Genomic DNA, 21,853 nt, shown 5'->3' on the forward strand with positions numbered 1-21,853 from the left:
CCTCCTTCACTCTTCAACCCGCATTTCCGCCATGAACAAACAAATCTATCCGCTACTGATCGCGCAGTTCTTGTCCGCGTTCGCCGATAACGCGATCCTGTTTACCGTGATTGCGATCGTGATGCATGACGGCCAAGCGGCAAAATGGTACGTTCCGGCGCTGCAGAGCTCGTTTCTGGTTGCGTTCGTGTTGCTGGCGCCCTGGGCCGGCGGCTTCGCCGACCATCATGCCAAGTCGCGGGTGTTGATCGCCGCGAACCTGATCAAGGCCCTGGGCGCCGCGCTGTTGTTCATGCATGTCGAACCGCTGTTGGCCTATTGCATCGGCGCCGCCGGCGCGGCGATTTACGGTCCCGCCAAATATGGAATTCTGCCCGAACTGGCCGGACACCAGTTTCTGGTCAAGGCGAACAGTTTGGTCGAAGGCTCGACGATTCTGGCCATATTGATGGGCATGCAGATCGGCGCGAAGGTGGCCGACCATTCGATCGACATCGCGCTGGCGGGCACGATCGCGTTGTTCATCGTCTCGGCGCTGGTTACGCTGCTGCTGCCGGCCAAGACGTCAACGCCACCTGAAGCCGGCTCGAAAATACTCGAATTCGGCCGGCAAATGCGGCAATTTTTCTCGACGCCGCGGTCGCGTTTTTCGATGCTCGGCGCTTCTTTGTTCTGGGCGACAGCGGCCACCCTGCGCGTATTGATCGTAGCCTGGGCGCCGGTTGTGCTGGCGCTCGACAGCGCGACCGAGATCGCGGAACTGACGCTGTTTCTCGCGGTCGGGATCATCGCAGGGTCTGCGCTGGTGCCGCGCCTGATTCCGCTCGAACATCTGCGCCGGGCCCGCCTGCCGGCTTACTTGATGGGATTGTTCATTATCGGCCTCGGTTGCACCGGCAGCCTGTGGCCGGCGCGCGGCATGCTGTTTTTTGTCGGAATGATGGGAGGCATGTTCATCGTGCCGGTCAATGCGGCGCTGCAGGAGCTTGGGCAACTCAGCATCGGCAGCGGCGCGGCGGTCGCCTTGCAGGGATTTTTTCAGAATCTGGCAATGCTGCTCGCGGTCGGCGGCTATACCGTCGCCGCTTCGCAAAATGCCGACCCGATCCTAACGATGCTGACGCTCGGAGGCCTGGTCTTTGTAGCGGCCTTCCTGGTCTCGTGGCATCTGCCCGATAATCAGCTCAATCCATTCAGGAATCGCCGCAAGCTAAAAAATTATTAGCCGCCGCCCTGCCCCGCGCTTCATCCACTTTGGACAACAGCAGCAGACCGAGCGCGAAAAAGGCCAGCGTCGACAACAGCGACAAACGGTGATTGCCGCCGCTCCAGTAATTGATCAGACCGTAGCTGAGCGGACCGACGATCACCGACAGACGGTTGACCAGTCCCCACAAGCCCAGAAACTCGCCGGCCCGCTCGGCCGGCGAAAACTTGCTGACCAGCGCGCGACCGACTGCCTGGCTCGCGCCCATCGCGATTCCGATCATATTTCCGACGATCCACATCTGACTCCGTTCTTCGGCGAAATAAGCCGCAAGCAGCGCGGCAATCCAGATCGCCAGCGTAATCGCCAGCGTCGGCACCGAACCGATGCGGTCCTGCAAGTGGCCACAAATCAGCGCGCCGACCGCGGCGGTCACATTGATCACCATGATCAGCACGATCAGCGATTGCGTGTCGAATCCCATCACCTGCTGCGCATAGACCGCCGCCAGCACGATCACGGTACTCACGCCGGATTGGTAGACGGCCAACGTCATCAGAAACCGGATCAAATCCCGGAAGCGGCGGGCTTCCCGAAAGGTATGCCGCAGGCGTCCGAAACTGGCCGCGAGGATACGCTCTCCCGAAACCTCCGGCAGCGGCCTGGCGCGCTCCCGCAGCCAGATAAAAGTGGGTGCGGCGGTTAACGCAAAGGTAACAGCCGTAATCAGTAACGTGACAGGCACCGCCTCGGCTTCGCCCATACCCTGCTGCATTGCCCAATGAAGATAGCCGAGACAGAGCAGCAGAGTCAAAAGTCCGCCCACATACCCGAGTCCCCAACCGTAACCGGACAACCGGCCCATCTGCTCCTCGGGTACCAGTTCTGGCAAGAACGCCGCGATGAGGTTTTCTCCGTACGCGAACATGATGACCGACACGGTGACCAGCACCATACCGAGTTTGTAATCGCCAGGGCCGACCTGTGCCAGAAGCGCGGTCGAGACGATGCAGCCTATCGAAGACCACAGCAAAAAGCGTTTCTTGCAGGCTTTGATATCCGCAATCGCGCCGATCACCGGCGCGCTGAACATCACGACAAAGTTTGCGAAACCGACCGACAGCGACCAGAGCAACGTCGCCAGACCGGGCGAAACGCCCCCGACGCCGCCGGCCACCACGCCGACGAAATAGGTATTGAAGAGGGTCGTCTGCACGACCGTCGTATAACCCGAGTTGGCAAAATCGTAAAACGCCCAGGCGATCAATTCCCTGCGACCCGCATGCCCGATCGAGCGACTCTCTTCTGCTATGAATTGTTCAGGCATGGCGCCGATCCTCCGATAAATAAAGTTTTGACCGGGATATTATCCGCTTATATATCTCGATTTTAAAAAATACCTGTCTTCGCCGTCCTGTGGCTCCGGCAGGCGGCTGACCGACTGTTCCTACCCTGTGTGACCGTCAGCGGCCAGCAAAATTGGCGGATGTGATGCGACAGCGTCGTAACCATACCGAATGCCCATTGCCAGTAGAAAAAATTGGCCGAATTCCGCAACGACCTTCTTTAGCCGCACCCTGGAAAATTATAAAAAATGTGATGCAGTTCTAGTTTATAAAAACAACTCATTTGCAATTCCAGAATTCATTTCTACACTTTCCTATGAGTGGCTTTACAAAATGGGTTTGGAGTCGTTTAGCCACTCTCACTTATTTTTTCACTGTAATGGAGATTGTTATGAAAAAAATACTCGTTTTGATGGCCGCCGTATCCTTCAATGTGATGGCAGCGCCCGTGAATATCAATACGGCCGACGCAAAGACCATATCAGAGTCATTGACCCATATCGGCCTTAAAAAGGCGGAAGCGATCGTGAAATACCGGACGGAAAAAGGACCTTTTAAAACGGTCGAAGAGTTAACCAATGTAGCCGGCATCGGCAACAAGACGGTCGAAAAAAACAAAAAGGATATTTTGCTGCAATAGCTTTAATTCCGGACAAATCCCTTTCGGCCTTAAACGGCGCCATTCAGCGGCTGAGTTTAGATGCAGAATGGCACCGTTCTTTCAGGATCCGGTCTCGCTGTAGCCGGGCGTCTCTTTAAGCCGAAGAACCGTCTCTCTGCGCATTCATTGCAAATTTCTCGAAAGATCCTTCAAATATTCCAGAAATCCGCCTTTCAACTCCGGGTGCAACAAGCCGTATTCGACCGTCGCAATCAAAAAACCGAGCTTGGAGCCGCAATCGTAACGCTTGCCTTCAAACTCGTAAGCCAAAACCTGCTCGTCGGCCATCAGGGCCGCGATGCCGTCGGTCAACTGAATTTCGCCGCCCGCGCCGCGGCCGATCGTTTCGAGTTTACGGAAAATCGCCGACGTCAGGATATAGCGGCCGACCACGGCCAGATTGGACGGCGCATCTTCCGGCTTCGGTTTTTCGACGATCAGTTCGATCGGGCTGGACGTACCGGACGCCTCCCCGGTCTTAACGATCCCGTAACTGCCGGTTTCCGAAGGATGCACGCGCTCGACGCCCAGAATCGAAGTCTGTTTTTGGTTGAACAGTTCGACCATCTGCGTCATGCATCCGCGCCTGCCGTCTTCGATCAGATCGTCCGGCAGAATCACCGCGAACGGCTCGTCGCCGATCACCGGCTTGGCGCAATGCACCGCATGGCCGAGCCCCAAGGCTTCGGACTGGCGAATGAATACACAGGACACATGGGACGGCAGCATGCCGCGCAGAGACTTCAGGATTTCGGTCTTGTTTCTGGCTTCGAGTTCTTTTTCGAGTTCGTAAGCCTTGTCGAAGTGATCCATGATCGAATTCTTGGTGCGTCCGGTCACGAAGATCATCGTATCGATACCGGCCGCAACCGCTTCCTCCACGGCATACTGCACGAGCGGCTTGTCCACGACCGGCAGCATTTCCTTCGCGGTCGACTTGGTCGCCGGCAGGAAACGCGTACCCAATCCGGCTACGGGAAATACGGCTTTGGTGATCTTTTGATTCATGATATTCCTTACAGGTAGAATAAACGGAAAGGATTATGGCATCACTCGGCTGCGCCCGTACAAATCACCGAGACGCACGATATCGTCGCTCTGGCAGTTTTCCTATCGGGGCCATCCCGATTTTCACAAAGGTATGGCCCTGGACTATCAAGAGAACGGATGTTCCAGAACGATCGTTTCGTCGCGATCGGGACCGGTCGAAAGGATAGTGACCTTCACGCCGACCAGTTCTTCCAGACGTTTAATATAGGTCTTCACGTTTTCCGGCAGTTTCGCATAGTCGGTCACGCCGGCCGTCGTTTCGGACCAGCCCGGCATTTCCTCGATCACCGCTTCGCACTGCTGGTACTGATCCGCACCCAGCGGAGCCGTCTCGGTGACCTTGCCGTTCAGGCGGTAGGCCGTGCAAATACCGACCTTATCCAGCCCGTCGAGCACGTCCAGTTTGGTCAGACAGATGCCGCTGATGCTGTTCAGCCGGACCGACTTCCGCATCGCGACCGCATCGAACCAACCGGTGCGCCGCTTGCGGCCGGTGGTGGCGCCGAATTCGCGGCCGACCGTGCCCAAGTGCTCACCGTAGCTGTCGTTGAGTTCGGTCGGGAACGGGCCGTTGCCGACCCGGGTCGCATAGGCCTTGGTAATCCCGAGCACATAATCCAGATCGAGCGGGCCGACGCCCGAACCGGTCGCGGCGCCCCCGGCGGTCGTACTGGACGAGGTCACATACGGGAAGGTGCCGTGATCGAGGTCGAGCAGCGCGCCCTGCGCGCCTTCGAACAGCAGGTTCTTGCCCTGGTCCTGGTAATGGTACAACACTTCGCTGACGTCGGTCAGCATCGGCTTGATCTGTTCGCCGAGCGCCAGTGCTTCATCCAGGGTCTTTTGGAAATCGACCGTGTCGGCATGATAATAATTGGCCAGCATGAAGTTATGGTAATCCAGCAATTCCCTCAACTTGTCCGCAAAATCGGCCGGACTCAACAAGTCGCCCGCGCGCAGTCCCCGGCGGCCGGCCTTGTCTTCGTAAGCGGGACCGATGCCGCGCCCGGTCGTGCCGATCGCTTTGGCGCCGCGCGCTTTCTCGCGCGCCTGGTCGATCGCCACATGCACCGGCAGAATCAGGGCACAGGATTCGCTGATCAGGAGGCGGCTGCGCACCGGAATAGCGACTTTTTCGAGCAATTCGATTTCCTCGATCAGCGCGTTCAGCGACAACACCACGCCATTGCCGATCATGCATTGCACATTCTCTCTGAGGATGCCCGAGGGAATCAGGTGCAGGACGGTCTTTTCACCCCGGATGACCAGCGTATGCCCCGCATTGTGGCCGCCTTGAAAACGCACCACGGCTTCCGCTTGTTCGGTCAAGAGATCGACCAGCTTGCCTTTACCTTCATCGCCCCATTGCGTGCCGATGACTACGACATTTTTTCCCATTTCTATTCCACTAAGCTAAATTTTTAATGAACCAGTTTTGATTCTCTTGTACAAGCACCGCGGTACAACCCATTGCCGCGCCGTCGCCGGCCTGCCCCGGCAATTGCTGAATTACCGTATTCCCGACCGCGCGCAAGTCGCGAATTTTTTCCGCCAGCGCAGTATCGTCGAGGCAGGGCGCGAAGATTTTGTTTTCCGGCTCGCCATGCCCTTTTACGCTGTCGAGCCCCGCCAGTAATTTCAGATCGGCGCTGAAACCGGTCGCCGGCCGGGCCCGCCCGAAGACGCCGCCGATATTGTCGTAACGGCCGCCGCGCGCAATCTCGCGGCCCACGGAAGGCGTAAAGGCAGCGAAAACGACGCCGGTATGGTAATGATAACCGCGTAATTCCGCCAAATCGAAACTGACCGGCAGCGACGGAAACAGCCGGGCAAGCCTTCCGGCAATCGTCTCGAGATCGGCCAACGCCTGTTTCAGGTCGGCATCCGCCTGGGCAAACACCTGGCGGGCCTTGCCGATGACCTCCGCACCGCCGTTCAACAGCGGCAACGCCAGGAACATCGCTTGCAGATCGCTGTCGAGCGCATAGCTGGCGATCCATTCGGCCAGCTCCGGCCGGGCCTTGCGCTGCAGCACGTCGAACAGTTCGCCTTCCTGCGCCGGACTCAAGCCGGCCTGGCGGGACAAGGAACGGTAAATGCCGACATGCCCCAGGTCGAGATGCACGTTCAGAACCCCTGTCAACGCGAGCATTTCCAGCATCAGCCGGATCACTTCGATGTCGCTGTCGATCCCCGCGTGGCCGTACAACTCGGCGCCGATCTGCAGCGGACTGCGAGTCTTTTCCAGCGGATCGCCGCGAGTATGCAATACCGTGCCGTAATAACACAACCGGGTCGGCCATTCGTGCTTCAAATGGTGCGCATCGATCCGGGCCACTTGCGGCGTCATGTCGGCCCGGACGCCGAGCATTTCGCCGCTGAGCTGGTCGGTCAGCTTGAAGGTTTGCGGGTCGAGGTCGTGCCCGGAACCGGTCAATAACGAGTCGAGAAAGTCGATAAACGGCGGGATGACCAGCTCGTAACCCCAACAGGCGAACATGTCGAGCAGTCTGCGTCTCAGGCTTTCCAGATGTTTGGCATCGGCCGGCAGAATCTCTTCGATCCCGTCCGGCAATAGCCAGGAGTCTTTTTGTTGCATGTATTTTCTAAGTCCACTCAAACAAAACGCCCCGCACGGGCGAGGCGTTCGTCACAATTGTCGGCGCTGTAATTCGAGAATCCGACCCGCTATTTCTGTTGCGAAAAATACCGGAAGAAATCGGAATCCGCATCCAGCACCAGCGTTGAAGATTTGTTGAAGGTCTTCTTGTACGCATTCAGGCTGCGGTAAAAAGTGAAAAACTCGGGATCCGCACCAAACGCTTTCGCATAGACTTCGGCCGATTTCGCATCGCCTTCGCCGCGCAGCTTTTCGGCTTCCTTGAACGCATTCGCCTTCGTGACCACACTTTGCCGGTCCGCATCCGCACGAATCCTTTCCGCTGCTTCCGAGCCCTGCGAGCGGAATTCGCGCGCAATCCGGTCACGTTCGGCTTCCATGCGCCGGAATACCGAACTGCTGACTTCCGGCGGCAAGTCGATGCGCATGACCTGGATGTCGATAATTCTCAGTCCCAGGCTTTTGGCCGCCTGCTTCGAGTTGTTGATCAGGATATCGCGGATCACCTTCCGGTCGGTCGAAACCAACTGGCGGATATCACGTCTTGCGAACTCGCCGCGAAACGCGTCCTTGATGATCGGATCCAGCCGCGAATTGGCCTGAAAGATGTTGCCGCCCACCCGCTGATAAAAACTGCTGACGTCATCCACCTTCCATTTGACGAAGAAATCGACGAAGACGTTTTTCTTTTCCGCGGTCAAAAAACCTTCCGGTTTGGACACCATCGTCTGGATGCGGGCGTCAAATTTCTTGATATCGTTGAACGGGTACGGCAACTTGAAATGCAGCCCCGGTTCGAAATCATGCTCTACGATTCTGCCGAACTTGAATTTGATCGCCTTTTCGGTCTCGCCGACCGTGAAAACGAACATGGCGCCGATCAGCCACAGCGCGGCGAGACCGATGATGATTTTATTTAAAGTTGTCATTGGCGCCCCCTTGCGTCGCGTCCGCGGAACGAAGACCGCGCCGCAACCGGCTGTTCTTCCGTTTCGGCAGGAGCCGTCTCGGCCTTTGCCGCCGGAGCGACGCTCTGAGTCTCGATTTCAGGTAACTTTTGCGCCATTTTATCCAACGGTAAATAGAGTATATTGTTGCCGCCTTTCACGTCGATCATGACCACGTTCGCTTCGCCCAACACCGACTCCATCGTGTCGATGTAAAGGCGCTTGCGCGTCACCTCCGGCTGCTTCAGGTATTCCGTAAGCATTTTCGAGAAACGGTTCGTTTCCCCTTCGGACTGGGCGATAACCCGGTCTTTGTAACCCTGCGCTTCCTGCAGCATTCTGGCCGCCGCGCCGCGCGCTTTCGGCACGATGTCGTTCGCGTAAGCTTCCGCTTCGTTGATCAGGCGTTGCTTGTCTTCGCGGGCCTTGATCACGTCCTGGAACGCAGCCTGTACCTGCTCGGGCGCCTGCGCATCCTGCAGGCTCACGCTGGTAATCTCGATCCCGGTTTCATAGCGGTCCATCACTTCCTGCACTTCCTTTTTGATCTGTATGACGATCTCGTTGCGTCCTTCCGTCAAGATGAAGTCCATGTCCGAACTGCCGATCACGCCGCGTTCGGCGCTTTGGGTGACTTGCTTCAGCGTCGTTGCGGGATCGACCACATTGAACAGGAATTTTTTCGCACTGTTCGTCAAATTGCTGACTTTATACTGAACGACCAGACGCACATCGACATAATTTTCGTCACGGGTCAGCATCAAGGCTTCCTTCGGTTCCGAGCGCTCGCCCGCCTCGCCGAAGCCTGAAGAACCGACCGATAGGGTGCGGTTCTGCTCGACGTTCACGATATCGACCCGCTCGATCGGCGCCGGCAAATGCCAATTCAAGCCGGGGCTCGTTTCTCCCACATATTTGCCGAAACGCGTAACGACGCCGGTATTTCCCGCATCGACCTTGTAAGTACCGCTGGCGATCCATATCGCCGCGATTGCGCCTACCACGATCAATCCGAGATTCTTTTTCGGACCACCCGTCGACTCCTGCCCGTCGCCGCCGCCACCGCCGAATAAATTGCTTAATTTGTCCAGGGTCTTGCGTATGGCTTCATCGAGATCGGGCGGTCCTTTTTGGTCGCCCCGACCGCTCCACGGGTCTTTGTTGTCGCCTCCAGGTTCATTCCAGGACATACTTTTGCTCCATAACAGGATATTTGTTTAAATTAACGATTGATCAATAGCACGGATAAACACCTAAGGTTCCCTTGGGCCGAGCGTTTACCGTCAAAGCGGAACGAGCCGGTTCCTTGCCGCTGCGAGTATGGGGGCATTTTAACGTAAATAGCGAAAAACACGAAAATTTCAGGGAATACGGCGGACAAAAGCGCCCTTCATCCCGTTTTTCACTCTGCACGGTTCAGGGCGATATCACTTCGCTAGGTATCTTTTCCAAAACACCCGAATGTTTGGGGTCGATTTCAATGACCATCTCGAAATGGCCGTCATCGCCGATCTTCTCGGCGAAGACGTCCGCATAAGCGTATATTTTTGCACGGATGTCGCCTTGCTCCGGCCGCAGATGGCAGCGCATCCGGATTTTGTGTACGGAAAAAATTTCCGCAAGCGCCTGAAGCGACAAATCCGCCCCTTCGCCGGTCGTCGCGGACAGCCAGACGCGTACCGGCCGGCCCGTTTCATCGCGGTCGATTCGGGGGCGTCCGCCGTCCAGCAAGTCGATTTTGTTGTAAATTTCGAGCTGGCGGATTTTATCGGCGCCGATCTCTTTTAACACTTGGTTCACTTGGGTGATCGTTTCATCGCGGTCCTCCGCATGCGCATCGATCACATGCAGCAACAGGTCGGCCTCGCTGGCTTCCTGCAAAGTCGATTTGAAAGCCGCGACCAACTCGTGCGGCAGATGGCGGATGAAACCGACCGTATCGGCCAGGACAATTGCCGAGTTGTTCGGCAAGCGGCAATTGCGCAGGGTCGGGTCGAGTGTTGCGAACAACTGGTCGGCCGCATAGATATTCGCGCCGGTAAGCCGGTTGAACAGGGTCGATTTGCCCGCATTGGTATAGCCGACCAATGACACGGTCGGGATCTCGGCTTTTCTGCGCTTACCGCGGCTCTGATGGCGCTGTTTTTCGACTTTTTCGAGGCGCGACTGAATCTGCTTGATCCGGTCGCCGATCAAACGCCGGTCGGTTTCCAATTGGGTTTCGCCGGGACCGCGCAGGCCGATGCCGCCTTTTTGCCGTTCCAGGTGGGTCCAGCCGCGTACCAGTCGGGTCGAAAGATGCTTGAGCTGGGCCAGTTCGACTTGCAATTTGCCTTCGAAAGTCTGGGCGCGCTGCGCGAAAATATCGAGAATCAGACCGTTTCTGTCGACAACGCGCACGCCGAGGGCGGATTCGAGATTCCGCTCCTGGCTGGGCGTCAGGGGATGATTGAACAAGACGATGTCGGCCACATGGTCGGCAATGGCCTGCTTGATTTCATCGACTTTTCCGCTGCCGACGAAATATTTCGGATCGGGATTTTTGCGGCTGCCGGTCACCGTATGCACCGGTTCCGCGCCGGCCGATCTGGCCAATTCCTTTAATTCCAGAAGATCCTCCTGCCCGGAATGCAGGATCAGATGAACAAGAACGGCCCGTTCACCCGAGTCGGGGCGATCAAACAATCAATAACTCCAGCGCAGGAAAGGCCAATGGATGGCAAATACCGATACGCACTAACGGGTTGAATAGGTACGTTACCGGAAGTGGCGTTGCTCTAATATAAAGCAAACCGGTAATTATTCTTCTTCGCCCTCGGCCTCAGGAACCATCTTGACGGCTTTCCCGGGCACGATCGTCGAAATGGCGTGCTTGTAAACCATTTGGCTGACTGTGTTTTTCAGCATGATCACGTATTGATCGAACGAGTCGACCTTGCCTTGCAGTTTAATGCCGTTGACAAGAAAAATAGAAACAGGAGTATGCTCCTTTCTCAAGGTGTTCAGAAAATTATCCTGCAAATTTTGGCCTTTTGACATCCGATTTCTCCTTATTATGTTTATTCGAGTGATATCTAAGATAACGGTAAATACGAATCCGCACAATGGCTAATTTAAGAACGGTTCCGGTTCCAAAACATTTTCCTAGACAGTGTGCTTGTGATGGCGTCTGATTGTTAATAGCTTATCATTTATCGTCAGGCTTTCCTATTGTCTGGGCATATTTTGACACTTTCCTGCGTTGTAACGGATCGAGGGTGAGCAACGCCTGGACGCCATCACCCCTTTATGCGCGCAAGAAATCCAGCGTCGCCGCCAGAAAACTTTCAGGCTGCTGGACATGCAGCCAATGCCCGGCACCGGCGAGCGTTTTCATTCGAGCCTTCGGAAACAGCGGAAACACAGTCTCGGCTTTAACGAAAGCCGACTCGGCACCGGTGATGAACAGGGCGTCCCCGGAATAAGGCGCCCGGTTTGCGGCATCGGGAAAAGTCACGATTTGCGGCGCGGAACGGCTGAAGATATCCAGATCGACGCGCCACCGGTAATGGCCGTCGCGCAATACCAGGTTTTGCAGCAAAAATTGCCGATAACCGAGTTCAGGAATGGCGGGAGCCAGGTACTCCTCCGCCTGTTTCCGATTACCGATCGCCGCCAACGGCAACATTTTCAACGCCGAAATGGTCGAATCGAAACGGTGCGAATAGCGCGTCGGCGCAATATCGGCAATGATCAGTTTATCGACCGCGCCAGGATCGTTCAGCGCCAACCACATCGCCACCTTGCCGCCCATGCTGTGCCCGAGCAGGCTGGCTTTCGCCAGACCGCGCCGAACCATGAAAGATCGAACATCTTCCATCATCGCCGGATAATCCATGACCGGATGATGCGGCGAAGCGCCGTGATTACGCAGATCCACCACAAAGACATGATGCGAAGCCGCCAGCCTCTCCGCGATAAACCGCCAGTTGCGCGAGGAAGCGAAAAATCCGTGCAAAACAATCAGCGGCGCGCAATCCGACCGACCAAACTCGCTATAGGCTAATTCGACAACAGCCATCCGTTCCTTACAATGATGGACTCAATCACCGGCCCGTGCAGATCGTAGGGACAAGCTCAGAAAATCAAGTATGACCGACCATTCGGTCTTGTTCCGGCAAACATGCAATCTCGGCAGCTCGCCGGGACACGCCGATCTCCCTCATTGATTATTAATGAAGACGCGGCTGAAGTTTTTGAAACGGCGTAGTAAACCAAAGAACTTTCCAAACTGCAAGCAAATCCTGCCGCCGCGCTTTGAATGGCGGAAGACAACGGCTAAAAACGGGATTGAGGCCGCAGCCTGCGAGATGAAAGAAACGCTTGCGCCACATCCTTATGACCGCAAGAATATTCGGACAACGTGGGAGGGAGATCGATGAATCGGAGATGTCCTCCGCAACGGAAGCCTTCTGCCGATGCACGGCTCCGATCGATTTTTTAAAGCTGCAGCCGCTTAACGGCAACCGGGATCACAACAGGCCGATAATACTTTCCGCCGCACGCTTCACATCCAAAAAGATCAGGCCCAACTTCGCATTCGGCTTGGCCAACACGGTTAATACGGCATCCTCACCCGCATAGGTCATCAACACATAGCCCTTCTCGCCTTTGATCAGCACCTGTTCGAGCGTGCCTCTGGATAACTCATGCGCGGTCCTGTCACCGAGGGACAGCATGGCGGCACTCATCGCCCCCACTCTATCTTCGTCCATTCCGGCCGGCAACACTGACGCCATCATCAGCCCGTCCGTCGAGATGATTCCCGATGCCTCAATATCCGCTGAAGTTCCATTCAAATCTGTCAATACAGATGTAAGCATGTCTGCCCGCATATCGCTTCCTCTCTAACGAAAAGTAATTATTAAAATTTAAGAGGCTTTGGTGGCGTAACGGATCGCCAAAGCCCAAATCAAACTCACAAATTCTGGCTGATTGAAATGGGGAATTCCGGAAATGATCAACACAAAACGATTTTTTCCAATAAACAGCGGCCAGAATCCCATTTGGCTATTTCCGAACACATCGACAATAGCCCATGCCTGGCTTGTCTGCCCTAAATTATTCATCAACACCCCGGAACGGCGCGCGTGAACGGTGGCAATCTCGGCACTCAATGCCGACAATTCTTCGGCCACTTCATGCGGAAATCCGTGACTTGCCAGATAAAATCCTTCCATATCCGCCAACAGCACCTTACCGTTCTCGGTAATAGCGCTCAACATATCCGGTAAAATTTTGTCGAGTTGCTCCGACGGATAATTCAAGGCTTGTTTCAATCCCTGCACCCAACCCAGTTTTTGACAGTGATGCAGCATTTCCATGCATTTTTCCGGGTCTTCCAAGCCTGTCAACTCCTGAAGATTTTCGAAGGTCAAAGCCTTGGTCGCAGGCTGTGACAGCATCTGCCGGATAAACTGGCGCGGCTTGTCCATCTCGTTCGAAGACACCGCATAATAAGCTCCCGACGGCGTCGGATACAAAAAAAGCCCCTCTGTCAAATGATAGCCGCTCATATTATTCGGCCAACCCCGGATCCAGAGAATAGAGAAGGGATTGCACCAACAGCGACACATCGCTTCTGACCCGTGCGTCCACAGCGAAAATCGGGAGCTTCAAACCCGAAGCTTGCAACTGCGTATGATAATCGGCAATCGTCGGTTTACTGCTCAGATCCATCTGCGTAACGCCGATCGCGACACTGGTTTTCGAAATGAAATCGCCGAACGCTTCCAGAAAAAACTTCATATCCTTGAACGGGTCGGCGCGGGTATTATCCAGCAACAGCACCAATCCGATACCTCCATTGATCAGAATATCCCACATGAAATCGAAACGCTCCTGCCCCGGCGTTCCGTATAAATGAATTTTCTCTCCGTCGGAGAGGTTCATGATGCCGTAATCCATGGCGACAGTCGTGGCCGCCTTTCTGGATTTGGTCATATCGCTCGCGGACGCGTCGGTTTTCACCGGTGGCACATCGCTGATCGAGTGGATTGCCGTGGTTTTTCCGGCTCCGACCGGCCCTGTGAAAATAATTTTGTACTGACTCATAGTGTGATGATCGTGTCGTTCCGCTGTGCTGAGTTAACCGCGCAATTTATTCATGATACGGCTCAATAAGCCTTGCCCCTTAGTCGCTTTCACCTCCGGCGGCTGAACCAGATTATCGGCTTCCCGCTTCGCCTGACTCATCAGACCCAATGCACAGGCAGCGCTGGCGAATACAAACACATATTGCGGCTTGACATCGAGTACCTGCGCAACGTTTGGCAATGTCCGGGGACCCTGCATCAACAACGCCGCAATTCTGAGCGCGTGCGGCGTAATCAACAGACGCGTAAAATTGGGCCAGCATTTCAGATAGACCGGCCGGGTATAATCGATCATGCGGGGGTAACGGCCTTTTGACGTCCAACAGGCCAGTTTCCATAAAAAGGCATCCATGCTCTGAAACTTGTCCAGCGATCCGCCCAGTCCCATGGTTTGCCCATTCACCGGACTGATCGACATTTTGGAAGTCGAGCTCTGATTCAACCTGATGCCGGCAAATGCCCGCAATTGCGGATCATCCGCATCGAGCCACACTTCATGCGTATGTGGAAAAATCATGATCGGTTTCCATCCCGATTGCAACTGCATGATTTGGCCTTTGGCACGGCACACCATAAATGCGGACTGGATATATCCTTGAAAATAATCCTTCGGATCGTACGATGCGTTTGCAAATTGCGCCGGATCGTTGACGTCGATGTCGGACAGCGAGCCGATATACGCCTGAAAGCCTTTTTCATCGAAGCGCATCGCCGTCCGGTGCTTCGAGATTTTTCCGCGCTCGTCCCGGTCCATGACATAGGTCTTGAGAGGCTGCGGCTCGAACTCATCATTTTGTTTCGTCTCGGCCACCGCGAGAACCGCCTGTTTCTCCGCCTTTTTTCTGGCAAAGTCGGCCAATTGAATTTTCGCTTCGTTCAACACCGACAGCATGTCATCGGTTTTTACCGGTTTTCTGACCTGGAGCACGCCCTCATGATTGAAATCCTGCAAAGACAGCACGATCGTCGGCTTTTCCCTCGCCGTTCCCAAATGTTCGGACAATAATTTTTTTGAAGCGGGCATGTCCCCGTCGAAAATATCGACATCAGAGTCGTCATCATCAATGACAACCACCTTCCCCCTGCATGGCCCCTGCAAAAACATCATCATGATTTTACGGCTGCGTTCATCCATCCCATGCAGCGCAACTGTTAATGGTTTTTTATCCGGCATTGATCAGACCTTTAAAAAATCGCCCAACTGCGCCCATTCAGGCGGCAGCTTGGCCCCGAGGCAAACAAGCGCTTGATGAGTTCGCTTAAAACCTGCCCGGTCGCGGGTCGAGCGGTAGAGCGCCAAGAGTTCGCTGTGTAATTCAAAGCGTTCCGGGTGGTCCAGAATGGCTTGTTCGAGCACACGGGCCGCTTCATCCAACTGGCTAAACTCGACATAATCCCTTGCCAGTTGCAAAGGATCATGCGCCGTTTCGCACGGTTCTTCGACCATCCGCACCAGCATGACATTCGACTGCAATCCTTTGCTGAACAGTGAAAAGCGGGCATGCGGTAACGATTCGAGTGCATTTTCTTCCTTTTTCAAGAAATCTCTCAGCATCTGAAACTGGCTGACGGTCAGCCGCGATCTGGATCCGAATATCATGCGCTGGCTCAGCCTGCGTCCAGACGGGTCGAGCACGATCAGCAAATCAATCAGCGCCGCATACAATGGTTCGTTCAAATGATGACCGAAACAGTAATGAATACGCTCCACATGCGCCCGTAAAGACCGGGGCATTCGTGAAACCCGAAAAGCCAGGCGTTCGAGACGCTTTTCCACCGATAAGGCAGGCCATTCGCAGAATCCGGCAGTGGATTCATCATAAACAAATTCCAGCACCGGAGATTCGTCAAAATCGCCATCGTTAGCAGTAATCAAGACAGACCTCATCACATGGACAACTCAGTTACCACAAGAATAGTCACTTATTACTGATTTACAAATGGGCTATCGGCGAAACAGATAAGCAATACCAATGTTGTGACGAGCGCCGCAGAAATTAAACTCCGTTTTGCCGCGCGCGGTTTTACTTACAAGTTCAAAGCCGGCAGCCTTTCGGACAAGCTTTCGTATCACGCTTCCCGTAGCGGAGCGGGTTCGATAGCCTCTACCGATTTAGCCGGCGCTTTCGTGCACCAGATTCACGATCCGGCAGTTGCCCTGTTTTTCGGTCCCCAGCGCATCGGCCAACCACGGCAGTTCCCGCTGCATTTCGGCGGCCAATGTCCAGGGCGGATTGATCACGGCCATGCCGCTGGCGGTCATTCCGCGCCCTTTGCTGTCGGGAGCGATGCCCAGCTCAAACAGCGCGACATTTCCAATACCGCTGTCCTGCAACTGCCGCTCCAGGCGCCGGATCCGCTGGCGTTCGACGACCGGGTACCACAGCGCATAAATTCCGGTCGCAAACCGCTTGTGCATTTTTTTCAGACTTTCGATCATCAAACGGTAATCGTCGGAGAGTTCATAGGAAGGATCGATCAAAACCAGACCGCGACGTTCCTTCGGCGGCAGCAACCCGAGAGAATCGACCAGACCGTCTGCGTGGAAGGTCCTGATGCGCCGATCTTTCTCGAAGAGCCTATGCAGAAACTTGAATTCGGTAGAATGCAAATCGTAGAGGCACAGCCTGTCGTCCTTGCGCATCAGAGTGGCGGCAATAAAGGGAGAGCCCGGATAATGCGCCAGCTCCTTCCCCTGATTGCACTGCCGGACCCGATCGACATAGCGTTGTACGCCGGCCGGCATGTCGCTGCGCCGCCACAAACGGGCGATACCGCTCTCGAACTCGCGGTTTTTCAACGCAAACTCGCTGTTCAACGCATACATCCCCGCGCCCGCGTGCGTATCGATGTAACAGAAAGGCTTATCTTTCCTTTTCAAATGCTCAAGGATATGCACCAGCACCAGATGTTTCAGCACATCGGCAAAATTGCCGGCATGGAAGGCATGACGATAACTCAGCACGATTTTATAGCACCTTGTCGTAGATCGTCATACCGATTTCGAATGCGATCAGCCAGATGATGATCCACTCCAACCGTGAAGAATGACGATGGTTTTGTTCATCGGCCAACATCTCGAACAATTCGTGGATCGTTTCGAGTTTTTTCGACAGCACTTCGGTGCGAGGCGCGATTTCGAGATATTTAGCCGCGATTGCGTAATAGTCTTCGTATTCCGGATACTCCCAGAAAAACTCCGGAATATCGAGCAGATCGTAATTGACGATGATGTCGCTCTTGGTCAGAAACAACTGGCCGCGGATTTTGGCAATCTCGCGGCGGCTGATGTTGATCCTGCCCTTGTCGGCCAGCGACTTCGGAATATAACTGGTATTTTCGATGGTCCTGAGCGCCTGGGTTTCGAAGGATGCCAGCTTGATCGACTGCGCCATCCCCTGCGACAACGCAAACATCAGGATCGGATCGGAGGACTCGAGCTCGATATGATCCTCGACAATCCGGGTTACCGGGCAATCATAAGTAAACGTAAAATGATCCTCTTCAATCGATTCCAGGGCCTGCTCGGCGTTGGCGAGCAACAAGCGATGGATCACCGCCTGCCGCTCCGGGCTGACGTTCCAGTGCACCACCGCGCCGTAACCCAGAATGACCGAATAAGTATCGTTTTCCTCGACCAGCAGTGCGCCTTTGATCAAACGGATGAGGCTCGATTCCGAGAGCGCTCTCGCCAAGACGTCGATATTGAAACGGTGCGCCAGGCAATAAGCGACGCACCGCTTGACAGGAAGATTAGCTGACATCGGAAAAGTTTTTCATTGGCAAACCGAAGCCGGAAACATGGATCAGGGCAAAGCGTGCGCGAAACGGTACCAGAGACACGGCGCCATCATTCGATGATCAACAGCCAGCCTTTCTCTTCTTCGCAATGGGCCGATTTTGCAGCAGCCTTGATATCGATCCGCGCGGCGGTGTGGGTCAAATGGGCGGGCAACTTGCCTTTGACAAGAAAATAAGGTTCCTTGTATTCCGCAGTCAGCTCCACCGGCTCTTTTTTGACCGTTGCGGACAACTGGCCGGGATTGTCTATATTGAAGGCATAGAATGAAAAATCGGACCCCGGCGCCACTTTCGCCAAATGCGGCGGATTAAAACGCTCCAGCCTGGCTTTCTGGCATTGGCTCGCACCGGCCCCGCCTCCGCCGGACATCCCGGCACCATGACCGCTGTGGTGTTCGGTCGCCTGAACCGCCGGAATATAAACCCAAAATGAAACTGCGACGAGTCCTAAGAAGTTAAACCATTTCATAAGCTTCCTCTTTATTGTGATTATTATTATCGACGGCCCGACGAAACCGCGCTTCTTCGAACCGCAAGAACGCCTTCACGGTAGACTTGCCGGAATGGGCATTCTTCCGCAATCATTATAATCACAATCCGGCTTTCAACCGCTACAACTTATCAAAACACTAGGAAATGGGTTCTATTAACACCCTTCAGCCTTGATCACTAACAATTCCTTTACAAACTTTGCCAAGTGCCTCGCAGTAAATCGATCTGTGTTAAACTGGATGCTTTTTAGAACCGGCAGAAAGCCGAGTTGGCAAGGGTTGCCCGATTAGAATCCTGGGCCGCCCAAAGGAAAAGAGGTCTGATATAAAGTGGTGAGATATTCGGAGGAAGAAATCGACTTTCGGTAAAAGCCAATAAAGCATAGCGGGACTCAGAGCCCCATCGGTTCTTACCAAAAAAGATGATTATATTCAACGAATTAGAAAGACAACCGATGCAAGCCGCACTGCATTACAGCCTGCCCCCTCTATTTCATCTCTAACGCTGACAGTAAAATATAAGGGGAAACATTGTCAAGCTTCTTTATAGGCATCATCCCCTACAGTGAGTGCATTATCGGAATTGCACGGGATTTCCCGGTTTTAATCGGGGCGATTGTCCTTGAAATCCCGTGTTGTTCCCCGGTTTGAACTTGGCCCCTCTTTGATCGTATAGTATGTGGCTGACCAGTCACACGGAATTTCTTGATGGACACCATTAGCATCCGCGGCGCCCGTACCCATAATCTGAAAAATATCGACCTCGACCTGCCCCGCGATCGGTTGATCGTGATTACCGGCCTATCCGGCTCCGGCAAGTCGTCGCTGGCGTTCGATACGATCTATGCGGAAGGGCAGCGCCGGTATGTCGAATCGTTGTCCGCCTACGCCCGGCAGTTTCTCGCGATCATGGAAAAGCCGGACGTGGACCATATCGAAGGGCTGTCGCCGGCGATTTCGATCGAACAGAAATCGACCTCGCACAACCCGCGTTCGACGGTCGGCACGATCACCGAAATTTACGATTATCTGCGCCTTTTGTACGCGCGCGCCGGCACGCCGCGCTGTCCGGAACATCAGGTTTCGCTCGAAGCGCAGACGATCAGCCAGATGGTCGACCAGGTGCTGGCGCAGCCGCCGGAGCAGCGCTGGATGCTGCTCGCGCCGGTGGTCAGCGAACGCAAGGGCGAGCACAGCCAGTTGCTCGAAGACCTCCGCGCGCAAGGCTTCATCCGCGCACGCATCGACGGGACCGTGTACGAACTGGAAGAAGCGCCGCCCCTCGACCTGAAAAAGAAACACACGATCGAGGTGATCGTCGACCGCTTCAAGATTCGCGAAGACATCGCGCTAAGGCTGGCCGAATCGTTCGAGACCGCCTTGCGCATCGCCGACGGCATGGCGATCGCGGCCTGCCTGGACGACGGAACCGAGCTGCTGCTTTCGGAACGCTACGCCTGCCCGCATTGCGGCTACAGCCTGACCGAGCTCGAACCGCGCGTCTTTTCGTTCAACAACCCGAAAGGCGCCTGCACCAGTTGCGACGGCCTCGGCGTGCGCGAATATTTCGACCCCGAACTGGTCGTGCACAACCCCGACATCAGCCTGGCCGGCGGCGCGATCCGCGGCTGGGATCGGCGCAACGCCTACTATTACCAGATCATTCTCGGGCTCGCCAAACATTACGGCTTCGACCCGGAAATGCCGTTTTCGGAGTTGCCGAAAGCCATCCAGACAGTCGTCCTATACGGCAGCGGCAACGACGAAATCGAGTTCAAATTGGCCGGCGATTTCGGCTTTTCGAAAAAGAAGCGCCACCGTTTCGAAGGGATCATCGCGATCATGGAGCGGCGCTACCATGAAACCGATTCGCTGATGGTGCGCGAGGAACTGGCCAAATATCTCTCGCAGAAGCCCTGCAACGTCTGCGACGGGGCGCGGCTGAACCTGTCGGCCCGCAATGTTTTCGTCGAGGACCTGCCGATCCACCATCTGACGCGTTTTCCGATCCGCAAGGCGCTGGCATTTTTTCAAGCGCTGAACCTGCCGGGCAAACGCGGCGAGGTCGCGGCCAAGATCATCAAGGAGATTCAGGAGCGCCTGGAATTCCTGGTCAATGTCGGCCTGGACTACCTGACGCTCGACCGCAGCGCCGATACGCTGTCCGGCGGCGAAGCCCAGCGGATCCGGCTTGCGAGCCAGATCGGCGCGGGCCTGGTCGGGGTCATGTACGTGCTCGACGAACCGTCGATCGGCCTGCACCAGCGCGACAACCAGCGCCTGCTCAACACCCTGTTCCGGCTGCGCGACCTCGGCAACACCGTGATCGTCGTCGAACACGACGAAGATGCGATCCGCTCGGCCCAGCACATCGTCGACATCGGCCCCGGCGCCGGCATCCACGGCGGTCAGATCATCGCCCAGGGCGCGCTCGAAGACATTCTGGCAAATCAGGACTCGCTGACCGGTCAATACCTGTCCGGCAAGACCGGCATCCATGTGCCCGAGAAAATCACGCCGAACGACAAGGACAGGCAAATCGTGATCCGCAACGCGCGCGGCAACAATCTGAAAAACGTCGACATCGCGTTTCCGATCGGGCTGCTGACCTGCGTGACCGGCGTATCCGGCTCCGGCAAATCGACGCTGATCAACGATACCTTATATTGTCACGCCGCACGGCTGATCAATCGCGCCGGCGCCCTGCCCGCGCCTTGCGACGGAATCGACGGCCTGGAGCATTTCGACAAAGTCGTGGACATCGACCAGAGCCCGATCGGGCGCACACCGCGCTCAAACCCGGCCACCTACACCGGCCTGTTCACCCCGATCCGGGACCTGTTCGCCGGCACGCCGGAAGCGCGCTCGCGCGGCTACACGCCCGGCCGCTTCAGCTTCAACGTGAAGGGCGGCCGCTGCGAGGCCTGCAAGGGCGACGGCGTGATCAAGGTCGAAATGCACTTCCTGCCCGACATTTTCGTGAACTGCGAAATCTGCCACGGCAAACGCTACAACCGCGAGACACTGGAAATCCGCTTCAAGGGCAAGACGATCCACGAAGTACTGGAAATGACGGTCGAAGACGCCGCCAAATTTTTCAGCGCGATTCCGTCGGTCGCGCGCAAGCTGCAGACCCTAACCGAAGTCGGCCTGAGCTACATCACGCTCGGCCAGAACGCCACCACGCTGTCCGGCGGCGAAGCGCAGCGGGTCAAGCTGGCCAAGGAACTGTCCAAACGCGACACCGGCAGAACCTTGTACATTCTCGACGAACCGACCACCGGCCTGCACTTCCACGACATCAAGCAACTCTTGTCGGTGCTGCACACATTGCGCGACCACGGCAACACGGTGATCGTGATCGAGCACAACCTGGACGTAATCAAGACCGCGGACTGGATCGTCGACATGGGCCCCGAAGGCGGCGACGGCGGCGGAACGCTGGTCGCCGAAGGCTCGCCGAAGGAAATCGCCGCCAACCCCGCTTCATTCACGGGCCATTATCTGCGGCGTTTTTTCGAATAATCGGGCGATACTCGACATGGCTTGGCGAAGGCCAGACTTTATGGGTTGCAAAATACGCACTACACTTTAAA

20 protein-coding genes are annotated in these 21,853 nt (G+C 55.5%); 3 read left to right on the forward strand and 17 right to left on the reverse strand.

Going from position 1 to position 21,853, the window contains the following annotated elements:
- The first annotated feature begins 31 nt into the window (after positions 1-31).
- A complete protein-coding gene (gene lplT, locus METAL_RS14080; RefSeq protein ID WP_005373284.1) occupies positions 32-1,225 on the forward strand; it encodes a lysophospholipid transporter LplT in 1,194 nt (397 codons plus the stop codon).
- On the opposite strand, the gene METAL_RS14085 is transcribed toward lplT, so the two are convergent.
- A complete protein-coding gene (locus METAL_RS14085; protein ID WP_005373286.1) occupies positions 1,194-2,534 on the reverse strand; it encodes an MFS transporter in 1,341 nt (446 codons plus the stop codon). The two genes, lplT and METAL_RS14085, sit on opposite strands and share 32 nt — an antisense overlap.
- Positions 2,535-2,944: 410 nt before the next feature.
- On the opposite strand from METAL_RS14085, the gene METAL_RS14090 reads away from it, so the two are divergent.
- Positions 2,945-3,193, forward strand: a complete 249-nt coding sequence (locus tag METAL_RS14090; RefSeq protein ID WP_005373287.1) for a ComEA family DNA-binding protein — start codon at positions 2,945-2,947, stop codon at positions 3,191-3,193.
- A 144-nt stretch (positions 3,194-3,337) separates the two neighbouring features.
- On the opposite strand, the gene galU is transcribed toward METAL_RS14090, so the two are convergent.
- The 16 genes from galU to METAL_RS14170 form a co-directional block, all read right to left on the reverse strand.
- Positions 3,338-4,222 (reverse strand): UTP--glucose-1-phosphate uridylyltransferase GalU, encoded by an 885-nt coding sequence (gene galU, locus METAL_RS14095; protein WP_005373289.1) that lies wholly within the window; start codon positions 4,220-4,222, stop codon positions 3,338-3,340.
- A 147-nt stretch (positions 4,223-4,369) separates the two neighbouring features.
- On the reverse strand, positions 4,370-5,662 hold the full coding sequence (locus tag METAL_RS14100; protein ID WP_005373290.1) for an adenylosuccinate synthase: 1,293 nt from the start codon (positions 5,660-5,662) through the stop codon (positions 4,370-4,372).
- A 10-nt stretch (positions 5,663-5,672) separates the two neighbouring features.
- Positions 5,673-6,863 carry an ATP phosphoribosyltransferase regulatory subunit gene (locus METAL_RS14105; RefSeq protein WP_005373291.1) on the reverse strand — a complete coding sequence of 397 codons (1,191 nt, stop codon included), beginning with the start codon at positions 6,861-6,863 and terminating at the stop codon, positions 5,673-5,675.
- Positions 6,864-6,952: 89 nt separating this feature from the next.
- The gene (hflC, locus tag METAL_RS14110; RefSeq protein ID WP_005373292.1) at positions 6,953-7,813 is read right to left on the reverse strand and encodes a protease modulator HflC; all 861 of its coding nucleotides are present in this window, start codon (positions 7,811-7,813) and stop codon (positions 6,953-6,955) included.
- A complete protein-coding gene (hflK, locus tag METAL_RS14115) occupies positions 7,810-9,021 on the reverse strand; it encodes an FtsH protease activity modulator HflK (RefSeq protein WP_005373293.1) in 1,212 nt (403 codons plus the stop codon). The genes hflC and hflK overlap by 4 nt, the downstream gene beginning before the upstream one ends.
- Before the next feature lie 226 nt (positions 9,022-9,247).
- Complete coding sequence (hflX, locus tag METAL_RS14120; RefSeq protein WP_005373294.1) at positions 9,248-10,516, reverse strand: ribosome rescue GTPase HflX; 1,269 nt, start codon at positions 10,514-10,516, stop codon at positions 9,248-9,250.
- Positions 10,517-10,630: 114 nt separating this feature from the next.
- A complete protein-coding gene (hfq, locus tag METAL_RS14125; protein ID WP_005373302.1) occupies positions 10,631-10,870 on the reverse strand; it encodes an RNA chaperone Hfq in 240 nt (79 codons plus the stop codon).
- A 247-nt stretch (positions 10,871-11,117) separates the two neighbouring features.
- The gene (locus tag METAL_RS14130) at positions 11,118-11,891 is read right to left on the reverse strand and encodes an alpha/beta fold hydrolase (protein ID WP_005373304.1); all 774 of its coding nucleotides are present in this window, start codon (positions 11,889-11,891) and stop codon (positions 11,118-11,120) included.
- Between the two features lie 451 nt (positions 11,892-12,342).
- Positions 12,343-12,705, reverse strand: coding sequence for a roadblock/LC7 domain-containing protein (locus METAL_RS14135; protein ID WP_005373305.1), 363 nt, complete (start codon positions 12,703-12,705; stop codon positions 12,343-12,345).
- Positions 12,706-12,741: 36 nt separating this feature from the next.
- Positions 12,742-13,386, reverse strand: a complete 645-nt coding sequence (locus tag METAL_RS14140; protein ID WP_005373307.1) for a hypothetical protein — start codon at positions 13,384-13,386, stop codon at positions 12,742-12,744.
- Between the two features lies 1 nt (position 13,387).
- On the reverse strand, positions 13,388-13,924 hold the full coding sequence (locus tag METAL_RS14145) for a GTP-binding protein (RefSeq protein WP_005373309.1): 537 nt from the start codon (positions 13,922-13,924) through the stop codon (positions 13,388-13,390).
- A gap of 33 nt (positions 13,925-13,957) precedes the next feature.
- Positions 13,958-15,139: a hypothetical protein gene (locus tag METAL_RS14150; protein WP_005373310.1), complete on the reverse strand. Its 1,182-nt coding sequence runs from the start codon at positions 15,137-15,139 to the stop codon at positions 13,958-13,960.
- 3 nt (positions 15,140-15,142) lie between these two features.
- Entirely contained in the window at positions 15,143-15,841 is a 699-nt protein-coding gene (locus METAL_RS14155; RefSeq protein ID WP_157203350.1) for a type IV pilus assembly protein FimV, read from the reverse strand.
- Positions 15,842-16,078: 237 nt separating this feature from the next.
- A complete protein-coding gene (locus METAL_RS14160; protein WP_005373313.1) occupies positions 16,079-16,930 on the reverse strand; it encodes a 23S rRNA (adenine(2030)-N(6))-methyltransferase RlmJ in 852 nt (283 codons plus the stop codon).
- Between the two features lie 4 nt (positions 16,931-16,934).
- A complete protein-coding gene (locus tag METAL_RS14165; protein ID WP_005373315.1) occupies positions 16,935-17,729 on the reverse strand; it encodes an RMD1 family protein in 795 nt (264 codons plus the stop codon).
- Between the two features lie 86 nt (positions 17,730-17,815).
- Positions 17,816-18,235 (reverse strand): hypothetical protein, encoded by a 420-nt coding sequence (locus METAL_RS14170; protein ID WP_005373316.1) that lies wholly within the window; start codon positions 18,233-18,235, stop codon positions 17,816-17,818.
- 730 nt (positions 18,236-18,965) lie between these two features.
- On the opposite strand from METAL_RS14170, the gene uvrA reads away from it, so the two are divergent.
- On the forward strand, positions 18,966-21,782 hold the full coding sequence (gene uvrA / locus METAL_RS14175) for an excinuclease ABC subunit UvrA (RefSeq protein ID WP_005373318.1): 2,817 nt from the start codon (positions 18,966-18,968) through the stop codon (positions 21,780-21,782).
- Positions 21,783-21,853 lie beyond the last annotated feature (71 nt).

Source organism: Methylomicrobium album BG8 (genome assembly GCF_000214275.2).
Classification (GTDB): Bacteria; Pseudomonadota; Gammaproteobacteria; order Methylococcales; family Methylomonadaceae; genus Methylomicrobium; species Methylomicrobium agile.